Genomic DNA, 18,349 nt, shown 5'->3' with positions numbered 1-18,349 from the left:
GGACGAAAAAATCTACGCCAATCTGACGGACTTCATTTTATCAGCGATTCCCTTATTCTCATTGCAATGTTTTTCATTATAGCATGGATTCGTTTGTGAATTGCACGCTTTCAATAAAATATTTTACGAATCGACGCGGAAGATATATAATAGGGAAAGGTATGAATGAAACTCAGGAGCATTTTATGGACATCAACCTTGCCCATTTCAATACGGATATCGGGCGGCAGAAGCCCGAGAACATCATCCACAGCAATGCGGCTTGTCCGTTCTGTGCAACAGACAAGCTCACAGACATCATCGCGACGGACGGCGATATCATCCTGCTCAAAAACAAATACAACGTCATTGAGGAGGCGGATCAATTCGTCCTCATCGAGGGCAGGGACTGCGATGCAGATATGCCCGACTACACGCGCGACCATATGCACCGCCTCATCGCGTTCGGCATGGAGCATTGGGCGCAGATGCGTGCGAGCGGAAAGTATGACACGGTGCTCTTTTTCAAGAACTATGGGCCGTACTCGGGCGGAACAATCCGTCACCCGCATATGCAGCTCGTCGGCTTCCCCACATTTCGGCAGGAGCTTGCCTTTCGCCGCGCCGAGTTCGAGGGCCTGACCGTGGACGAGCGGGACGGCGTCACGTTGAACCTCTCCACCACACCGCGCGTCGGCTTTTGGGAGCTGAACATTGTCCCTGTGGACGCGGGGGCGACTGCGACAATCGCCGACTACATCCAGATTGCGGTCGACTTCTTTATGAATGCTTTCCGCCGTCCGCTGACGAGTTACAACATCTTCTTCTACAATGACGGCGCGGACATCTTCATCAAGATCATGCCGCGCTTTGCCACCTCCCCCGTCTTCATCGGCTACAACATCCGACTGCTCCCGTCCAACCTTGCGGAGATGCGGGATCGGATGCGTGCAAAATACTTTAGCACTGAAAACAATTTGTGGAGTACAGTATGAACGATACGATCAACGAGACCCCGCCGAAACGCACGCGCCGACGCAAGACAACGGCACGGAAACGCACAGGAAAGAAAAAAACGCCCCGCAGATTTGGGCGTTTTTTCTTGAGTATGCTGCTGTGCTTCGTTCTCGTTTCCGTTGGCACATTTCTCTTCGTCCCACAGGTCTGGCAGAGCATCGGCGAAGTCCTTCCCTCTGCCGAGCGGCAACTGCCCGCAAATCAGCTGCATGAGATCCGCGAGCCGAATGCAGCTGAGCAGATTGCACGCGTCCTCTTCATCCGCCGCGCAATCGACGCACGCCTGAACCGCTCCGACTATGTCCCCATCGGACACATTTCCCCCGACTTGAAGAATGCCATTGTCGCCATCGAAGACCGCCGCTTCTACGAACACGCAGGATTCGACCTCACGGGCATGGGGCGTGCGGCACTCGTCAACATCCAGCACGGACGCATCGAGGAAGGCGCGAGCACAATCACGCAGCAGCTCGTAAAGAATCTCTTTCTCGCGAACGAGCAGACCTTTACGCGCAAGGCGCAGGAGCTTCTGCTCGCCCTCGACATCGAGATCGCCTACTCGAAGGACGAGATTCTCGAGATGTATTTGAACGTTGTTTACTACGGTTCAGGCTTCTACGGCGTGAATGCCGCAGCCGAAGGCTATTACGGAAAGCCTCCCGCCGCACTCGACCTGCCCGAAGCCTCCATGCTCGCGGGCATCCCCAACGCCCCCTCCGAGCTCTCCCCATTTGAAAACTTCATCGCCGCAAAGAAGCGGCAGGCAGTCGTCCTCGACACAATGGAAGCGCAGGGACTGATTGACGCACGCAAAGCCGAGGACGCAAAGATGCAGCCGCTGAACTTCCGCCCCGAGGAGCACTAGGGAATCGCTGATAAAATGAAGTCTGTCAGATTGGTACAGATTTTTCGCCCTGTCAAGGAGACAAACCGGACGCATAGCAAGGGCTATGTGGAGGATTTGTCGACACAGAGAGGGCGGAAAAGATGTGCCAAGATGTCAGTGCTGAATTTATCAGTGCTTCCCTAACCTATCGGTCAATCAGTGCCACACCGTCCGCAAACAGTCCGATGCGCGTCACATACGCCTCGCTCGGATCAACAGGCAGGGCGAAGTCCCGCGCCATCACGGACAGTACTTCGATGGGCTTGACACTGCCCTCCGAGGTCACGACGAGATTCATCCAAAACGTCAGACGCTCGTGCTCCAACGTAAAGGAGACGGGCGTTTTTATGTATGTCTTTGTCTCAATCGTACGCTTCTTCTTCGGTGTCACGCGCTCCCATACGGCACTCTCCGCCGCGTTGTAGCGGCGCACGCTCTCACGCACCGCATCGAGATCGCCCGCATAGGGTACGGCTATCCGATAGTGCGCCTCGTCCACATCCGCCATCAGAGCCTTATGCTTTCCTTCCAATAGTTTAAGCCGCACCATCTGCGCCCCGCGCGGCAGGTGCTCTCCGAGACGCTTCATAACCATACTCGGCGAAAGTGCCTCCGTCATCTCGAAGTCCACATACTCCGCATCGCTCGCCGCACCAAGCGAGAGCGCAGAGGCAAACGCGACCTTCATGTGCGGGTTGAACCCCTCCGAATACGCCATCGGGAGTTTTGCACGCTTGCACGCCCGCACGAAGAGATTCGCATAGTCGAGGTGGGAGACATAGCGCAGCTCCTCCCCCTTTGTAATCAGCCCGCGATAGACGAAGAGGCTGCGCTCTGCGGGCGCATGCTCTGCGTCCGTCTCAGCCGCGCGTGGATGCACCTCCGCAGGCGCGGCCGTGTACTCTGCCTCCGTGCCCGCATAGCCGATCACGTCCACGCCGAGCGTCGGACAGATGCCGCAGCCCGTACAGTGCGTGCGGCGGCAGTCCTCCGTAAGCGAGGCCGCAAGTGCCTTCTGCCACTCGGACTTCAGGAATCGTTCGAGCACACCGGGCGATGTATGTGCCCACGGCAGCGGCTCACCAATCGTGCGCGTACGGCGGCTGAAATATTCCCAGTCAATGCCGCACTTCTCAAACGCGGCGAAGTAGCGGCTGTCGTCAAAGAGATCCGACCAACCGTCAAACTTCGCGCCGCTTCTCCACGCCTCATAGAGCGCAGGCGCAAGACGGCGGTCGCCGCGTGCAAAGACCCCCTCGATCACGGAGAGACGCGCATCGTGGTAGTGGAACGTAATCGAGCGATCGGTGATGTGCTCCTTGAGAAGCTGCTGCCGCCGTTGAAACTCCTCAATCGGCAGCTGTCCGAACCACTGGAACGGCGTATAGGGCTTTGGCACGAAGCAGGAGACAGAGACCGTCACCTTGCAGCCACGACGCCCGCAGATCTCCGTATAGAGATCGACCACCTTTTTCGCAAGGCGTGCAATGCCGATGATGTCCTCATCCGTCTCCGTCGGCAGCCCCATCATGAAGTAGAGCTTCACCTGCTTCCACCCATGACGGAACGCCGCGCCGCACGCCGTCAGCAGATTCTCCTCCGTCACGCCCTTGTTGATGACATCGCGCATGCGCTGCGTCCCAGCTTCGGGCGCGAAGGTCAGCCCCGATTTCCGTACCTGCTGCATCCGATGTGCGAGGTCAATCGAAAAGCTGTCGATGCGTAGTGACGGCAGAGAAAAGCTGAGCTTTTCCCCCGCATAGTCCGTCATCAGATCGTCCACAAGCCGACCGAGGCAGGAGTAGTCCGCCGAGGAGAGCGACGTGAGACTCATCTCATCGTAACCCGATGCCTCAACCAGACCATGCGCCATCCCACGCAGACGCTCCTCCGTGCGCTCGCGCGCAGGTCGGTAGGCAATGCCCGCCTGACAGAAGCGGCAGCCGCGTGAGCAGCCGCGAAAGAGCTCCATCATCATGCGGTTGTGCACGATATCCATATAGGGCACAATCGGATGCTCGACCGACATAACGCCGTTCATATCGCGCACGACACGCTTGTAGATCACGGGGCGCGCATCGGAATGCAGCGCACGCAGTACGCGGAAATTCCCCGCATCATCATAGACCGGCTCATAGAACGAGGGCACATAGATGCCATCGATCCCGAGAAGACATGTGAGGAAGCCGCGCCGTCCGCCCACACGCCCCTCTTTTTCCCATGCAATAAAGGCATCGCAGATCTCCGGCACGACCTCCTCCCCTTCCCCGATGACGAAGAAGTCAAAGAAGTCAGCAATCGGCTCGACGTTGTAGACACAGGGTCCGCCGCCCACGATAAAGGGCATATTCTCGCCGCGCTCGTCTGCATAGAGCGGAATTCCCGCGAGATCAAGCATATTCAGCACGTTCGAGTAAATCATCTCGTATTGCAGCGAGAAACCGAGGAAATCAAAATCTGCAATCGGACGGCGGCTCTCAAGTGAGAAAAGAGGAATCCCCCGCGCACGCATCTTCTCCTCCATATCGACCCACGGCGCATAGACACGCTCCGCAAGGGTATCCGTGCGTCGGTTCAGGATCTCATAGAGGATGGCAAGCCCGAGGTTGGTCATGCCGACCTCATAGACATCGGGCAGGGCGAGCGCAAATCTGCATGGAACGGATTCCCAGTCCTTGTGCACGGCGTTCCATTCGCCGCCGGTATAGCGCGCAGGTTTCAGTACCGACTGCAGGATACTGTGATCAAGCTGCACCATTGTTTCATTATCCCCCATACATCAATCATACACAGAAAAGAAAAGAGACTGCCGCGCACAGGCGAACAGCCCCACAAAGTCTAAAATAGTAGTTTTTGCCGCCGCAGCTGAATGTTCAACAGGATGGCAATCGCCATGATATTTGTCGTCAGCGAGCTCACACCGTAGCTCATCAGCGGGAGCGGGATGCCCGTAACGGGCATAATCCCCATTGTCATACCTACATTGACAAGCACATGAAACGCGATCATCGACGTGATCCCGACCGCAAGCAGTCGACCGAACGCATCGCTCGCATTCTGCGCGATCTTGATGCCGCGCCAGAGCACAATAAGATACAGCAGCAGCAGCACGGCACAACCGACGAAGCCCAGTTCCTCCCCCACAACGGAAAAGATAAAGTCCGTATGATTCTCCGGCAGGAAGTTCAGCTGACTCTGCGTCCCGCCGAACACCCCCTTGCCAAAGAGCAGACCCGAACCTATTGCGATCTTCGACTGGATGATGTGATAGCCCGCACCGAGCGGGTCGACATTCGGATTCATGAAAACCATGATGCGCATCTTCTGATAGTCTTTCAGAAAATGCCAGAGCACAGGCAGTGCCGCAAGCCCAAGACCAAAGATAGCAAAGAGAATTCGCAGGCGAATGCCCGCAACGAAGATCATGCCAAAGAAGATCGCAAGAAAAACGAGCGAAGTTCCGAGATCCGGCTGCTTTAAGACAAGCAGGAACGGGACGAAAACATATCCGGCAATGGGAGCGAGGTCGGCAAGCGACTGGATCTTGCCACGCTTTTCCATCATCGCGGCAAGTGCAATAATCATGATGAGCTTTGAGAACTCCGATGGCTGTATGCTGATCGGACCGAGTGCGATCCACCGCTGCGCGCCAAGTGCCGTCTGCCCGACCAACATAACGAGAATCAGGAGAATCAAGTTGAACACATAGAAATGGTTGCCGTAACGCTGTAGGATCTTATAGTCAAAATTCATCAGAAATACCGCGAGTGCGATATCCACGACGATGGATATGCCCTGCCGCTGAACGAACCAGTAGCGTTCCTCGCTCGGCGTATTGACGTGGGTCGCGCTGCCGATAATGACGAGGCTCATGATGACGATTGCCGCTGCCGCAGCAATGAGCGTCAAATCCGTTCGGCGCAGGAGACGCTTCGAGAGTATCATCGTCTGCGCCTTGAGATATCGCTGCCGCCGTGCTGAACGCTGACAACGGGGATATTGACGACAAGTGCCATCGTGTCGTTTTCGTTCTCGAGTGCAAACTCCATTTCACGCGTGTCAATATACATATACTTCGAGATCACCTGGATGATCTCCGCGCGCATATTGTCCATGATCTCGGGCGAGACATTCGCCCGATCGTTGATGATGACCAGCTGGAGGCGGCGGCGCGCGACATCGCCGGATGCTTCCTTTTTCCCAAGAAGCCTTTTAAGTGCCTCAATCACGCCAAAACCTCCTTACTTTTTCCCAAAGAGCTTGCTCTTGATCGACTCCCAGAGACTTTCCTTTGCAAACTCACGGAACGGAATGTCCTCCCCGGAGAGGCGTCCCACGACATCGAGATACGCCTGTCCCGCAGGGGAGTCCGGCATCGTGACGCACGGTTCTCCTCGGTTCGTGCTCGTCACAACCATCTCATCGTCCGGAATCTGACCGACGCAGCCGACGGAAAGAATCTCGTCGATATCATCCATATCGAGCATATCGCCCTTTTCGATCATCTTCGGACGAATGCGGTTGACGATGAGACGGATGTCCTCCTTATCCGCACGACCAAGCTCGCCGATGATCTTGTCCGCATCGCGCACGGCGGAGATCTCGGGCATCGTCACAACGATTGCCGTGTCGGCAGCCGCAATTGCCGTCTTAAAGCCCTGCTCAATACCTGCGGGGCAGTCGATGATGATGACATCATAGGAGCGGCGCAGCTCCTCGCAGAGGGTCGCGAGCTCCTCGGGATTCACCGCACTCTTGTCCTTGACCTGAGAGGTCGGCAGGAGAAAGAGCGAGTCATATTTCTTGTGACGCACGAGTGCCTTCTTGTACGGCACACGCCCCGAAGTCACATCAACCAGATCATACATGATGCGGTTTTCGAGTCCGAGCAGGAGGTCGAGATTCCGAAGCCCCGTATCCGTATCGATGAGAACGACGCTCTTGCCGCGCATGGCAAAACCCACGCCCAGATTCGCCGTTGTCGTTGTCTTTCCAACGCCTCCCTTGCCCGATGTCACCACATAAATCTCACTCATATTTCAAAAACCTACCTCTCTATTGGCTCAATGACAATCTGTCCATCCTTCACATAGGCGCGTTCTGCCTTGCCGGAGTCCTCCGGCTCATCCGGCGGACGCGCAACATAGTTCGCAATGCGAATCTGTGTCGGCATCAGATGATCTGCAATAATAAATGCGGTCGAATCCCCCGCAGCACCCGCATGCACGACACCGCGGCAGGTGCCGCGAATATCCACGCTGCCGCCCGCCGTGATCTGCGCGCCGGGGTTGACATTGCCAAAGACAATGACAGAGCCCTCCGTCTCCACCGCCTGACCGCCGCGCAGTGTCTTGTCAACGACAAGCATGCGCTGCAGTTCCGGTGTGTCCGCCTCCTCCGACTTTGTCGGAACGGACGGAGACTTCTCGGACACAGGTGCAGGAGACTCGGCAGGCTCCGGCTTTGCCAAGCGGCAGATCAGCCCATGCGTCCGAAAAAATTCCTGCATCTCGGCAAGTTCCTCTTTCGCAAAGCGATCTCTTGGAACGCGCACAAGCGTACCGCGCAGAAAGAATCCCGCGCCCGACTCCAGTTTCCTGTCGAGCTCCTCCATAATCTCCGAAAAGGGCATATCCTCCGGGAAGCCGAGTATGAGTCCGCCATTTTCCCCTTTGATCTTGATCTTATCCTCACTCATTTGAATCCCTCACTTCTTCCCTGCATTCTGCGGGACGCGATCCAGCCGAAAGGCAGCCTCCATGATCCTGCGACCAATCGGCACAGCCGATGTCGAACCGAATCCGCCCTGTTCCACGATAACCGCAACGACAATCGTCGGATTCGCATAGGGCCCGTACGCCACGAACCAACCGTGATCGCGGCCCTGCGAATTCTCCGCCGTGCCCGTTTTGCCCGCGATGTCGATTGGAAAGCCGGCGAACACGCCCGCCGCCGTACCGATCTTTGTAACGCTGTGCAGTCCCTCCTGCACATTACGGATCACGGACGGACTGACATCTAGCTCCGAGAGGAGCTTCGGCTGGAACTCGTGTACCGTATTCCCGTTCACATCCACGATTCGCTGAACGAGATGCGGCTGATAGCGCTTGCCATTTGCCGCAATCTCCCCCATCACCATTGCCGCCTGCAAGGGGGTCACGAGGTTGAACCCCTGCCCGATCGCCGCATCAAACGTCTCCGAGAGATACCACTCGCCGTCCTCATAGTTGTCCGCCTTGTACTTGCGGTTCGGCGCAAGCCCCTCCGCCTCATACGGCAGATCGATGCCCGTCCGCGCCCCCAACCCAAACATCCGCGCGTAGCGTTCGAGTGCATCGACGCCAAGACGATTGCCCATCTCATAGAAGTAGACATTGTCAGAGTGCGCCATCGCCTCCTGGAAGTTGATCCAACCAAGAGCCTCGCCGCTGGCATTGGTCTTTGGGATGATCCAATGGTGACCGGAATCGAAAATCTTCTCCTGCGGCGTCACCTTGTGCTCGGCGAGTGCCGCCGTGCCCGTCACAATCTTAAACGTCGAGCCAGGAGGATACTCACCCGTAATCGCCTTGTTGTCCATCGGGTGATAAGGATTGTTGTTCAGCGCATTCCAATTCACCGTCGAGATGCCGCCTGCAAAGAGATTCGGATTGAACGCGGGACGGCTGACCATCGCCAGCACCTCACCCGTCTGCGGATTCATGACTACGGCGGCAGCTGCATTGGCATGCACGATAGAGAGCTGTGCATCCACCGCCTGCTCTGCCGCCTCCTGGAGATGCTTGTCAATCGTCAGCACAAGATCATTGCCCGGTACAGGTGACTGGCGTCCGAGGAGCTGCACGGGACGCCCCGATACGTCCACCTCCACCTGATCGCCGCCGTTGATGCCGCGCACCTCCTTGTCGTAGACGCGCTCAAGACCGAACTTTCCGATGATATAGCCCGACTTGTAGCCCTCATCCTTGCGGCGTTCCAACTCCTCCTCGTTGATCTCGCTCACATAGCCGAAGACATGTGCCGCATATTCTCCGTAGATATAGTCACGGATCGGCAGCACCTCGATCACCACGCCCGGATAGTCATCCTTTTGCTCTTCGATGATCGTGACAATATCAGGCAGCACATCAGTTTTGATGCGAATCGGATCAAACCCCACATGCGCGTCAATCTTCTGCTGAATTTCCGCCACAGGCACATTGATGAGCTTTGATACGCGCGCAATCACCTCGGGCGAAATCGATTCGGTCAGGGGAAGCAGTGACACCGCAAAGCCCGGGCGGTTCGTCACGAGCAGTTCGCCGTTGCGGTCGTAGAACGTCCCGCGCGCTGCCTCTGCGGGGATCACGCGGATGCGGTTGCCCTCGGCAAGACGCGCGTAGAACTCACCTTCATAGACCTGCAGATAACCCGCTCGTCCGATCAGCACGGCAATAATGAGTACAAGCACAAAGGTTAAGAATTGCAGACGCCCGCTAAAATCTTCATTTTCGTTCACAATTACACTCCGAGAAATACATTCTAACGCTCGGGGTCGCGTACGCGCTTATCCAAATGGAACGTCGCCCAGTGAATCGGATATGCAAAGATCAGCTGGAACAGGAGCAGAATAAAGAGCACGCGCCCCATGTGCAGAAACGGATTAAAATGATAGCCAAGCAAATATACGAGTGTCGCAGTAATCACATATTTTGCGAAGGTTGCTGCCACCGACGCCGTAATCGGGAGAAAGAACTGCTCCTTGAATACACGGTCGGAAAAACGCCCGAAAAAGAGCCCGATCAACGTCAAGGAAAACGCGTGCAGTCCGAAAAACGAGCCGACACTCAGATCCTCCATCAATCCAAGGGCAAAACCGACAAAGCCCCCCCACACGCTGCCGCGCAAAAAAGCGTAGGAAACCGTTGCGAGGAGGAGCAAGTCAGGAACAATCCCATAGACGGAGATCAGCGGCAAAAAAGAAAATTGCAGGACAAAAAGTGCAATAAAAAACACGAAAAAGAACTTGTATCTCTTCACTGCCCCGCCGCCTTTGTCTGTTCTGCAGAGATCTTTGCCGCAGCCGCCGCACCCGGACTCAGAGGCGTCGGCTGAATCGGTGCGGGCGGAGCCTCGCGCGATGCCGTGATGATCGCCACGTCCTCAAGACGCTGAAAATCCACCGCCGTCTCAATGAGTGCGACCTTCAAAAGACCTGTGTCATCGCTGTGCTGCGAGACAATACTGCCCACGGGAAGTCCCTTGGGGTAGATGCCTCCAAATCCGGAGGTGACAACAGTGTCGCCGTCCTGCACATCCGCATTGCGCGGGATGTTCACCATCTGCGGCATATAGGGATTGTCCATCGTCCCTGTGACGATCCCCGTCACACGCGACTCCGTGCGCTGCACAAGCGTACCGACCGAGGAGCGGACATCGAGGATCAGCTGCACCTTTGATGAGAGCGGAGCAACCTCCGCCACGCGTCCCACGAGCCCCTTGCCCGTCACCACGGGCATATTCTCGCGCACCCCATCCTTCGATCCGCGATCCACAACGATCGTACTTGTCCAGAGTGCCGCATCGCGCCCGATGACGCGTGCTGCAAGAAGATCGAACTGCTGCGCAGACTGTTTATATGCCAAAAGCTCACGCAGGCGCATATTCTCCGCCGCATACTCCTCTGCCATCGTATTCTGCTGACGCAGCTGCTCGACCTCGTTCTTGAGCATTTGATTCTGCTCATGTACCGTTGCAATTTCCCAGAGATTCGCCGTCACATGGTGAACCTGCTGCCCCACAAAGGAAAATGCCATCTCGAACGGCGCAAGTACCGTTCCCACCGTACTCGTCGAGGCGGTCGCTTGAAAGCGCCCGCGTGCGGCAAAGAAAATGACGCAAAACAGAGCAAGCAGGACGAAAAGCAGTGCCCAGATCTTCCGTCCTGCCTGTCTTGCCCGTCCGATTCGGTCAATCATTGCTTCAACTTCTTCGAGGACATGACAACATTCTTGAGCAGCCCGATGTTCTCAAGGGTGCGCCCCGTCCCCTCACCGACACAGGAGAGCGCATCCTCGGACACGAGCACGGGCATCCCCGTCTCATGCGAAAGCAGCTTGTCGAGATTCATGAGAAGCGCGCCGCCGCCCGTCATCATGATGCCGTGATCCATGACATCCGCCGCAAGCTCCGGTGGCGTCTTCTCGAGTGTTCCCTTTACGGCATCGATGATCTTGTAGATTGGCTCGTTCAGAGCCTCGCGAATCTCCTTCGCGCGAATCGTCAGTGTCTTTGGCAGACCGCTCACGAGATCACGCCCGCGAATGTCCATCGTGCGATCCGTATCGGGGGTGACAATCGCCGTCCCAACCGTGATTTTGATCTCCTCTGCTGTGCGCTCGCCGATCATGAGGTTATACATACGCTTGATGTACTGCACAATCGAGGAGTCCATCTCATCGCCGCCGATGCGGATGGAACGGCTCGTCACGATGCCGCCGAGCGAGATGACCGCGATCTCCGTCGTGCCGCCGCCGATGTCGACCACCATACTGCCCGTCGCCTCCTCCACCGGAAGCCCCGCACCGATCGCCGCCGCCATCGGCTCCTCGATCAGATATGCCTCACGTGCGCCTGCCTGCTGCGCCGCATCGATGACCGCACGCTTCTCGACCTCCGTCACACCGGAGGGAACACCGACCACAACGCGCGGGCGCACGAACGACTTCGAGCGCATCGCCTTGCGAATGAAATACTTCAGCATCGCCTGTGTCACGTCGAAATCCGCAATCACACCATCCTTCATCGGACGGATCGCGACGATGTTGCCGGGCGTGCGCCCAATCATCTGCTTTGCCTCCTCGCCCACCGCGAGTACATCGCCCGAATCACTCTTTATCGCAACGACAGACGGCTCACGCAGCACGATGCCGCGCCCCTTGACATGTACCAGTGTATTCGCCGTGCCGAGGTCAATCCCCATATCGTGTCCACCAAAAAGACCAAACATTGTAAAAGGAGTCTCCTTCCATCAAAAGAAATGTATTCGTATCAATAATTGCATTGCATCGCCTAAAAGACGTGCAGAATCAGTATAGCATAAGCACGCTTATTTTTCCATGAGATTTTAGGGCGCACGGATAAATTCAGCACCGCCATCTTGACGCATCTTTTTGCCCGTACCGTACCCTCGCTTCTCCGCACATATTTTGCTATGCGTCCGGTTTGCCTCCTCAATCGGGCAGAAAAATCTACGCCAATCTGACGGACTTCATTTTATCAGCGATTCCCTTGTGTTATATTATTTAGGACAATTTAACTAGATTCCTTGACGATAGCACGCCTTTCCTCTATAATTGAAATAATCATACACACTGTATAAGGAGACGGATGCGCATGAACATTCAATCAAGGATGCTGACAGTGGATTTTTATAATTGCAAGGCCGGCAAATGCAGCAGCGAGGAAGCACTGCGTGCCAAAGTCTCCGAAGCACTCAGAGAGCTCGATCTCGTTCCCCTGCAGCTCATCAGTGACGTGCAGGAAAGCGGACACGTCTCACTCATGGCACTTCTGCCGGATGGACATCTGGCACTGCATGTCCATCCCGACCTGTACCATGTGTCACTCGACATCTACCTCTGCATGGAGAATGCTGTGCTCGACCCGATCGCACGCACTCTGCGCAACGCATTTCAACCTGAAAAGACAAAGACCACCCATCTCAGGCGCGGAGATTTCCGCTCGCCCTCCGAGATTCGCCCCAAAACCACAACGCGTGTTGCTCCGATCCGCAAGATCAAGAGCACCGGCGCAAAGGTCATCCGCATCCTTGCACGGCGTAACCGCGGCTGAAACAAACAAAAACCCCTTGAACATTTTCATTTGACGAAAATGTTCAAGGAGTTTTTTAGTGGAGTGCATAGCCCTTGACGGGCTTCACCTGCTTCATCGTCTGATCATAGTCCCCCGTGAGATAGTCGCCGAGAAGTCCGACCTTGAACTTGCCGGGATGTCCTTCGGGGAGTGCTTCATTCGCCGTGAGCAGCATATCAAGAGCCTTCGACGTACGCATGGATGTCGCACTCATATGCATGACCAGAATGACTCCGCGCTTCACCGTACCGTCCTCCTCATGCGTCAGATTATGCAAAATACCGACAAGGGATTCCATAGATACCGCGCTGTAGTCCTCCGTACTGCCGCTTCCATTGACCAGATAGGTGAACCCGTTGTTCAGAATCGCCGCCGCTCCCATTCGGCTGACGGCAAGCGTCGGCGGCCGCATGACCTCAAGACGATTTACACCGCGCATGGACTGACGTGCAAGCATCTCTTCTGCGTGTTTGGCTTCCCCAGACGCTCGGTTGAACAACTTACGAGCATTCTGCTCCTGCTCCCGATAGAGCTTCAGACGCACCTCATCACGCACGGCAAGGCTCGTAATGCGCCCATACTCATCCGCAAGCGTTCCTTGTTGGATGCGGTTGATCTCATGCAGCCCCTGTGCCACAATCTTTGTCAGCTCATCATGCGGAATACTTGCAGCCTCCCTACCGCCAAGATCGATATAACCTTCCTCTTCCAGATGATTCACCGCATCATATACCCATGATGGCGTTGTCTGTGCAAAAGCGACGCTCGGCAGTGCTCCCGCAAACATGCACAGCAGGAAAGCCGTTTCACATCGATATCGGCTCATGAGTCCACAGTCCCTCCATGTTTTAATACAGGACTTTTTGCATAATATATAAAACAAATTTTGTTTTCATGCAAAAAAGAGAGGACGACCTTCCTCCCATAAAAAAACAGGTTCATCCGATCAGACGAACCTGTTCCACAGAGCCACTGTTTACGAAGCCGATTCGGCACTCGTTTTCTGACAGTCCGGACAATAACCGAAGAAATACATCTGCTGCGAAACAATCCGATAGCCCGTCACTGACGCAACATTCTTATCAAGGGACGGAAGCGAGGCAATGGGAACGTCTGCAACCTTGTCACAAGCAATGCAGCGTACATGGGGATGCGCCGAAATGTCCGCGTCATAGCGAAATGCTTCCTCCCCCACATTCAATTCGCGGACAATGCCGATCTCACAGAACGCATCGAGTGATTTATAGACCGTGGCAAGACTCATCGTCGGATAGTTCGGGCGCAGCTCTTTGTAGAGCGTCTCCGCCGTCGGATGTTCCGTTGTCGCAGCAAGTGCGGCATAGACGGCAAGACGCTGCGGTGTCACCTTTTTTTTGTTCTGACGGAGGATATCCGTAACCTCGTTCAATGTCAACATCGTATGCTCGCTCATAATCGTTCCTACTTTTCATATTTTCAAATCTAAAATCATTATTATTTATGTATTATAATACTCTATCCGAAAACTCCTGTCAATAGTCCCGTTATGAGAATCGATGATATCTTTTGCACGACACGAAAATCATGGTATAATGGAAAACATTCAATCGAAAAGAAAGGTTTGGTTTCATGCGCATCTCCGATATTCCCGCCGCGATTGCGAGCGAACTCTCCATCCGTCCGCAGCAGGTCGAATCCGTCATCACACTCCTCGACGACGGCAACACAATTCCGTTCATCGCCCGTTACCGCAAGGAGGCAACCGGCTCCCTTGAGGACGAGATGCTGCGTCAGGTGGAGGCACGTCTCACCTACCTGCGTAGCCTTGTCAAGCGGCAGGAGGAAATCCTTGCGCGCATCGAGGAGCAGGGTAAGCTGACAGACGAGCTGCGCGCAGAAATCGAATCCGCCGAAAAACTCCAGACACTTGAGGATCTCTACCGTCCCTACAAGCAGAAAAAACGCACACGTGCCTCCATTGCGCGTGAGCGGGGACTGGAGAACCTTGCAAACGCGATGCTGCTCCAACGAGAGACCAAAGGCTCGCCCGAGGAAGCCGCTGCACCGTATGTAAATGCAGAAAAAGAAGTCCCAACGGCCGCCGACGCACTTGCGGGTGCGCGTGATATCCTCGCCGAGACCATCATGGACGAGGCGGAACTGCGCCGCCTCATGCGTGAGAAGTTTTGGAACAGTGCTGTCCTTGAAACAAGCCTCAATGCCGATGCCGAGGATGCACAGGTCTTTCAGATGTACGACGGCTACAGCGAGCCCGTCCGCACACTTCCCTCGCATCGGATTCTCGCCATCAATCGCGGTGAGAAAAAGGGCTGTCTCTCCATCCGCATTGCAGTCGACCATGAGGAAAATACTGCGTGGATTTACAAACGAATTCATCAGCGTCCCTCCATCTTCGAGGAAGAACTGCGTGCGGCGATTGAGGACGGCTACAAGCGGCTGCTCGTCCCCGCACTTGAGCGCGAGCTGCGTACCCGCCTGACCGAAGCCGCCGAGGAAAAGGCGATCGCCGTGTTCGGACACAACCTTCGTCAGCTCCTCCTGCAGCCGCCGCTTGCAGGGCATACCGTTCTCGGGCTTGACCCCGGCTATCGCACGGGCTGCAAAATGGCACTTGTCGACGCAACGGGCAACGTCCTTGCGAGCGGCGTGATCCATGTGACACGAAGCGACGGCGAACGCAAATCGGCGGCACAGGCACTGCTGAAGCTCATCAAGACGCACGGGGTCACGCTCATCTCGATCGGCAACGGCACTGCTTCCTACGAAACAGAGCAATTCGTCGCCACACTGATCCGTGAGAACAGCCTCGATACCGTTCACTATCTTATCACGAACGAAGCGGGTGCCTCCGTCTACTCCGCCTCCCAACTCGCAAAGGATGAACTGCCCGACTACGATGTCACGATTCGCGGTGCAGTCTCCATCGCACGGCGCGTGCAGGATCCGCTCGCAGAGCTTGTCAAGATTGATCCTCAGGCAATCGGTGTCGGACAGTATCAGCACGATGTCAGCCAAAAGCAGCTCAAGGAGACGCTGGACGCTACCGTCGAGGACGCAGTGAACCATGTCGGCGTTGACCTCAACACCGCCTCCCCCGCCCTGCTGAACCGCATTGCGGGCATCAACGCGACGATCGCAAAAAACATCGTCGCCTATCGCAACGAGCACGGACGCTTCACAAGCCGCAAGACACTCCGAAAGGTCGCCCGCCTCGGCGATGCCGCCTTTACACAGTGCGCGGGCTTCCTGCGCATCCACGAGGGCGAAACACCACTGGACGGCACCGCGATTCATCCCGAGTCCTACGAGCTTGCACGCTCCATTCTCGCGGAGATCGGCATCCATGAGGACGACCTGCGCGACCGTGCGAATCTCCCCGCGCTTGCGCTCAAAACAGCACAGACGCAGCCGGCATCGCTCGCAAAAAAACTCGGTGCGGGCATTCCGACCGTCACGGATATATTGAAGGCAATCGCACGCCCCGGGCGCGACCCGCGTGAGGATCTGCCCGCGCCGCTCACACGTCAGAACATCGTAAAACTCTCCGACCTCGCCGTTGGCACTATCCTGCCCGGCACTGTCCGCAACATCACGGACTTCGGCGCATTCATCGACATCGGGCTGAAACAAGCGGGGCTGCTCCACATCTCCGAGATGAGCCACCACCGCGTGCGTCATCCGCTCGATGTACTCTCCGTCGGCGACTCCCTCGACGTTATGATTATCAGCATCGACGAAGCACGCGGTCGCATTGGACTCTCCCTGAAACGCATCGAAAAGGAAAAGGCACGCGCATGAATCTTCTCGAACGCACCATTTCTGAGATCACAAAGCCTGTCACCAACCTTTCTGACACAGTGCAGAGGGAAATGACAAGACAGAGCCAAATGAACTTTGGACGGCTGAACGAAGCGCTTTTTCGCTATATCAACATCACAGGTGAGCGACATCCCGCATCGCCGCAGACGAGCGTCATCATCTCGTGCGCCGACCACGGTGTCGCCGCCGAGAGCGTCAGTGCCTATCCACCCGAGACCACGTTGAACATGATGTGCAACTACCTCATCGCACGCGGCGGTGCGGCAAACGCCGCCGCAAACTATGCGAATGCAAACCTTATCGTTGCCGACCTTGGTGTGAATACGGAGCACACAGACATACCGGGACTTTTACATCACAGCATTGCACACGGAACAGCAAACATGACCAAAGGGCCTGCTATGACACGCGCACAGGCAATCCAATCCATCGAAACGGGCATTGCCATCGCAAATGACTGTGCGAGTCGCGGCGACCGCTGCATCCTGCCCGGTGAAATGGGCATTTCCAACACAACATCGAGTGCGGCAATGGTCGCGGCATTCCTCGGGCTGACCCCCGAGGAGGTCACAGGACGCGGCGCGAATATCTCCGACGCCCGTCTTGCGCATAAGGTCGAAATCGTTCGACGCGCCCTCGATGTCAATCGCCCCAACCCGCACGACGGACTGGATGTGCTCGCGAAGGTCGGCGGCTTCGAACTCGGCTGCATTGCAGGGCTCATTCTCGGCGCGGCCGCACGGCGGATGCTTGTCATTCTCGATGGGGCAAATACGACCTCTGCGGCACTCGTTGCACACGCCCTTGCGCCGAACTGCGTGCATTACCTCCTCGCCTCGCATTCCTCGCTGACGGAGCACTCCCACCCGCACGCGCTGCGCCATCTCGGGCTCACCCCCATGCTCCGCCTCGACATCCGTCTGAGTGAGGCGGCAGGCTCATCGATTGTGCTTCGTATGCTCGGACAGATGCTAAAGGTATGGGAGGCAATAGATGCTTCGCCAGAGGAGACGATCCACCGCCCCCCGATCGGCTCGCTTTGCTCGCCACTTCCCCCGTTGCGACGGGGGAAGCTAATATGCCGTAATGCAATGCCTCCCCCTCCCAACCAATCCTCTATGTCCGCCTGTCAATACCGCCTCGACAACCTCGCAAAGCCCATCCACAGCCTCGGATATCTTGAGCGGATTGCCGTACAACTCGCGGGTGTGATGCACTGCGAATGCCCCTCCATCAACACACAGGCGACACTCCTCCTGATCACAGAGAAAAAAGAGCTTCCCGCCGACCTCACGCGCATCCTCAATGCCCTGACGGATGCACGCGGCATCTCCGTCCATATCCTCACCTCAAACGATAGCAAAGAGGCATATGCAGTCGCATACCAGCTCACACGCACGCATCCCCTCCTGATTCTCGGAGCATACGAACAAGAGGACTGCACGCCCATCACCGATGCCCTGCACGGCGCAGCGGCGGGCGGCAGTCTCATCCTCCCCGGCGATGCGCGAACGGACGATATCGCACACAAGACAGAAGAAAAATCTCCCGCCCTCGCCCCCTACATCCTCCATGTTCTCCCCGACATGCTCACCATCGACGCAGAGCTGACCGTCGGCATCGAAGGACTGCTTGCCCTTGATATCGTACGCGCCGCCCTCCACGTCGTAAACGACATGAAAACCTTCACCGAGACCGGCGTCGCCGTCGCCATCGACGGCGCGGGCGCAGGACGACAGGTAAAGGAAGCACTGATAAATTCAGCCACGCCATCTTGACGTATCTTTTTTGCCC

General features: G+C 56.3%; 17 protein-coding genes. 6 read left to right on the top strand and 11 right to left on the bottom strand.

Features of this window, described 5'->3' with window-relative positions:
* Positions 1-185: 185 nt before the first annotated feature.
* Genes ACO6BQ_RS08105 through ACO6BQ_RS08095 form a run of 3 tightly spaced genes read left to right on the top strand, consistent with a single transcriptional unit; the run spans position 186 to position 2,026 of the window.
* Entirely contained in the window at positions 186-974 is a 789-nt protein-coding gene (locus tag ACO6BQ_RS08105; RefSeq protein WP_489120361.1) for a DUF4931 domain-containing protein, read from the top strand.
* Positions 971-1,861, top strand: a complete 891-nt coding sequence (locus ACO6BQ_RS08100) for a transglycosylase domain-containing protein (RefSeq protein ID WP_489120360.1) — start codon at positions 971-973, stop codon at positions 1,859-1,861. Before ACO6BQ_RS08105 ends, ACO6BQ_RS08100 begins: the two co-directional genes overlap by 4 nt.
* A 15-nt stretch (positions 1,862-1,876) precedes the next feature.
* Positions 1,877-2,026 carry a secretion protein HlyD gene (locus ACO6BQ_RS08095; protein WP_489120359.1) on the top strand — a complete coding sequence of 50 codons (150 nt, stop codon included), beginning with the start codon at positions 1,877-1,879 and terminating at the stop codon, positions 2,024-2,026.
* A gap of 1 nt (position 2,027) precedes the next feature.
* On the opposite strand, the gene ACO6BQ_RS08090 is transcribed toward ACO6BQ_RS08095, so the two are convergent.
* The 9 genes from ACO6BQ_RS08090 to ACO6BQ_RS08050 all read right to left on the bottom strand — a co-directional run bounded on the left by ACO6BQ_RS08090 (position 2,028) and on the right by ACO6BQ_RS08050 (position 11,870).
* Positions 2,028-4,640, bottom strand: coding sequence for a TIGR03960 family B12-binding radical SAM protein (locus ACO6BQ_RS08090; RefSeq protein ID WP_489120358.1), 2,613 nt, complete (start codon positions 4,638-4,640; stop codon positions 2,028-2,030).
* Between the two features lie 80 nt (positions 4,641-4,720).
* A complete protein-coding gene (gene rodA, locus ACO6BQ_RS08085) occupies positions 4,721-5,827 on the bottom strand; it encodes a rod shape-determining protein RodA (protein ID WP_489120357.1) in 1,107 nt (368 codons plus the stop codon).
* On the bottom strand, positions 5,824-6,111 hold the full coding sequence (gene minE, locus ACO6BQ_RS08080) for a cell division topological specificity factor MinE (RefSeq protein WP_489120356.1): 288 nt from the start codon (positions 6,109-6,111) through the stop codon (positions 5,824-5,826). The genes rodA and minE overlap by 4 nt, the downstream gene beginning before the upstream one ends.
* Before the next feature lie 12 nt (positions 6,112-6,123).
* The gene (minD, locus tag ACO6BQ_RS08075) at positions 6,124-6,918 is read right to left on the bottom strand and encodes a septum site-determining protein MinD (protein ID WP_489120355.1); all 795 of its coding nucleotides are present in this window, start codon (positions 6,916-6,918) and stop codon (positions 6,124-6,126) included.
* A gap of 11 nt (positions 6,919-6,929) precedes the next feature.
* Positions 6,930-7,580, bottom strand: coding sequence for a septum site-determining protein MinC (gene minC / locus ACO6BQ_RS08070; RefSeq protein ID WP_489120354.1), 651 nt, complete (start codon positions 7,578-7,580; stop codon positions 6,930-6,932).
* A gap of 9 nt (positions 7,581-7,589) precedes the next feature.
* Positions 7,590-9,380 carry a penicillin-binding protein 2 gene (mrdA, locus tag ACO6BQ_RS08065; RefSeq protein WP_489120353.1) on the bottom strand — a complete coding sequence of 597 codons (1,791 nt, stop codon included), beginning with the start codon at positions 9,378-9,380 and terminating at the stop codon, positions 7,590-7,592.
* 23 nt (positions 9,381-9,403) lie between these two features.
* Entirely contained in the window at positions 9,404-9,901 is a 498-nt protein-coding gene (gene mreD, locus ACO6BQ_RS08060) for a rod shape-determining protein MreD (protein WP_489120352.1), read from the bottom strand.
* A complete protein-coding gene (gene mreC / locus ACO6BQ_RS08055) occupies positions 9,898-10,839 on the bottom strand; it encodes a rod shape-determining protein MreC (protein WP_489120351.1) in 942 nt (313 codons plus the stop codon). The genes mreD and mreC overlap by 4 nt, the downstream gene beginning before the upstream one ends.
* Positions 10,836-11,870, bottom strand: a complete 1,035-nt coding sequence (locus tag ACO6BQ_RS08050; protein WP_066847971.1) for a rod shape-determining protein — start codon at positions 11,868-11,870, stop codon at positions 10,836-10,838. The genes mreC and ACO6BQ_RS08050 overlap by 4 nt, the downstream gene beginning before the upstream one ends.
* Positions 11,871-12,256: 386 nt before the next feature.
* Between ACO6BQ_RS08050 and speD the strand changes: the two genes are divergently transcribed.
* Positions 12,257-12,715, top strand: a complete 459-nt coding sequence (gene speD / locus ACO6BQ_RS08045; RefSeq protein ID WP_489120350.1) for an S-adenosylmethionine decarboxylase — start codon at positions 12,257-12,259, stop codon at positions 12,713-12,715.
* Positions 12,716-12,770: 55 nt separating this feature from the next.
* On the opposite strand, the gene ACO6BQ_RS08040 is transcribed toward speD, so the two are convergent.
* Together ACO6BQ_RS08040 and perR are read right to left on the bottom strand one after the other, a co-directional pair.
* Positions 12,771-13,562, bottom strand: coding sequence for a hypothetical protein (locus tag ACO6BQ_RS08040; protein WP_489120349.1), 792 nt, complete (start codon positions 13,560-13,562; stop codon positions 12,771-12,773).
* Between the two features lie 150 nt (positions 13,563-13,712).
* Positions 13,713-14,168, bottom strand: coding sequence for a transcriptional regulator PerR (gene perR, locus ACO6BQ_RS08035; RefSeq protein ID WP_489120348.1), 456 nt, complete (start codon positions 14,166-14,168; stop codon positions 13,713-13,715).
* A gap of 176 nt (positions 14,169-14,344) precedes the next feature.
* Between perR and ACO6BQ_RS08030 the strand changes: the two genes are divergently transcribed.
* Both ACO6BQ_RS08030 and ACO6BQ_RS08025 read left to right on the top strand, forming a co-directional pair.
* On the top strand, positions 14,345-16,534 hold the full coding sequence (locus ACO6BQ_RS08030) for a Tex family protein (protein ID WP_489120347.1): 2,190 nt from the start codon (positions 14,345-14,347) through the stop codon (positions 16,532-16,534).
* Positions 16,531-18,333: a nicotinate-nucleotide--dimethylbenzimidazole phosphoribosyltransferase gene (locus ACO6BQ_RS08025; RefSeq protein ID WP_489120346.1), complete on the top strand. Its 1,803-nt coding sequence runs from the start codon at positions 16,531-16,533 to the stop codon at positions 18,331-18,333. Before ACO6BQ_RS08030 ends, ACO6BQ_RS08025 begins: the two co-directional genes overlap by 4 nt.
* The last annotated feature ends 16 nt before the right edge of the window (positions 18,334-18,349 follow it).

This window comes from Centipeda sp. (in: firmicutes) (genome assembly GCF_057271695.1).
Note: the sequence above shows the minus strand (reverse complement) of the source record. Positions and strands in the feature narration are given on the sequence as shown.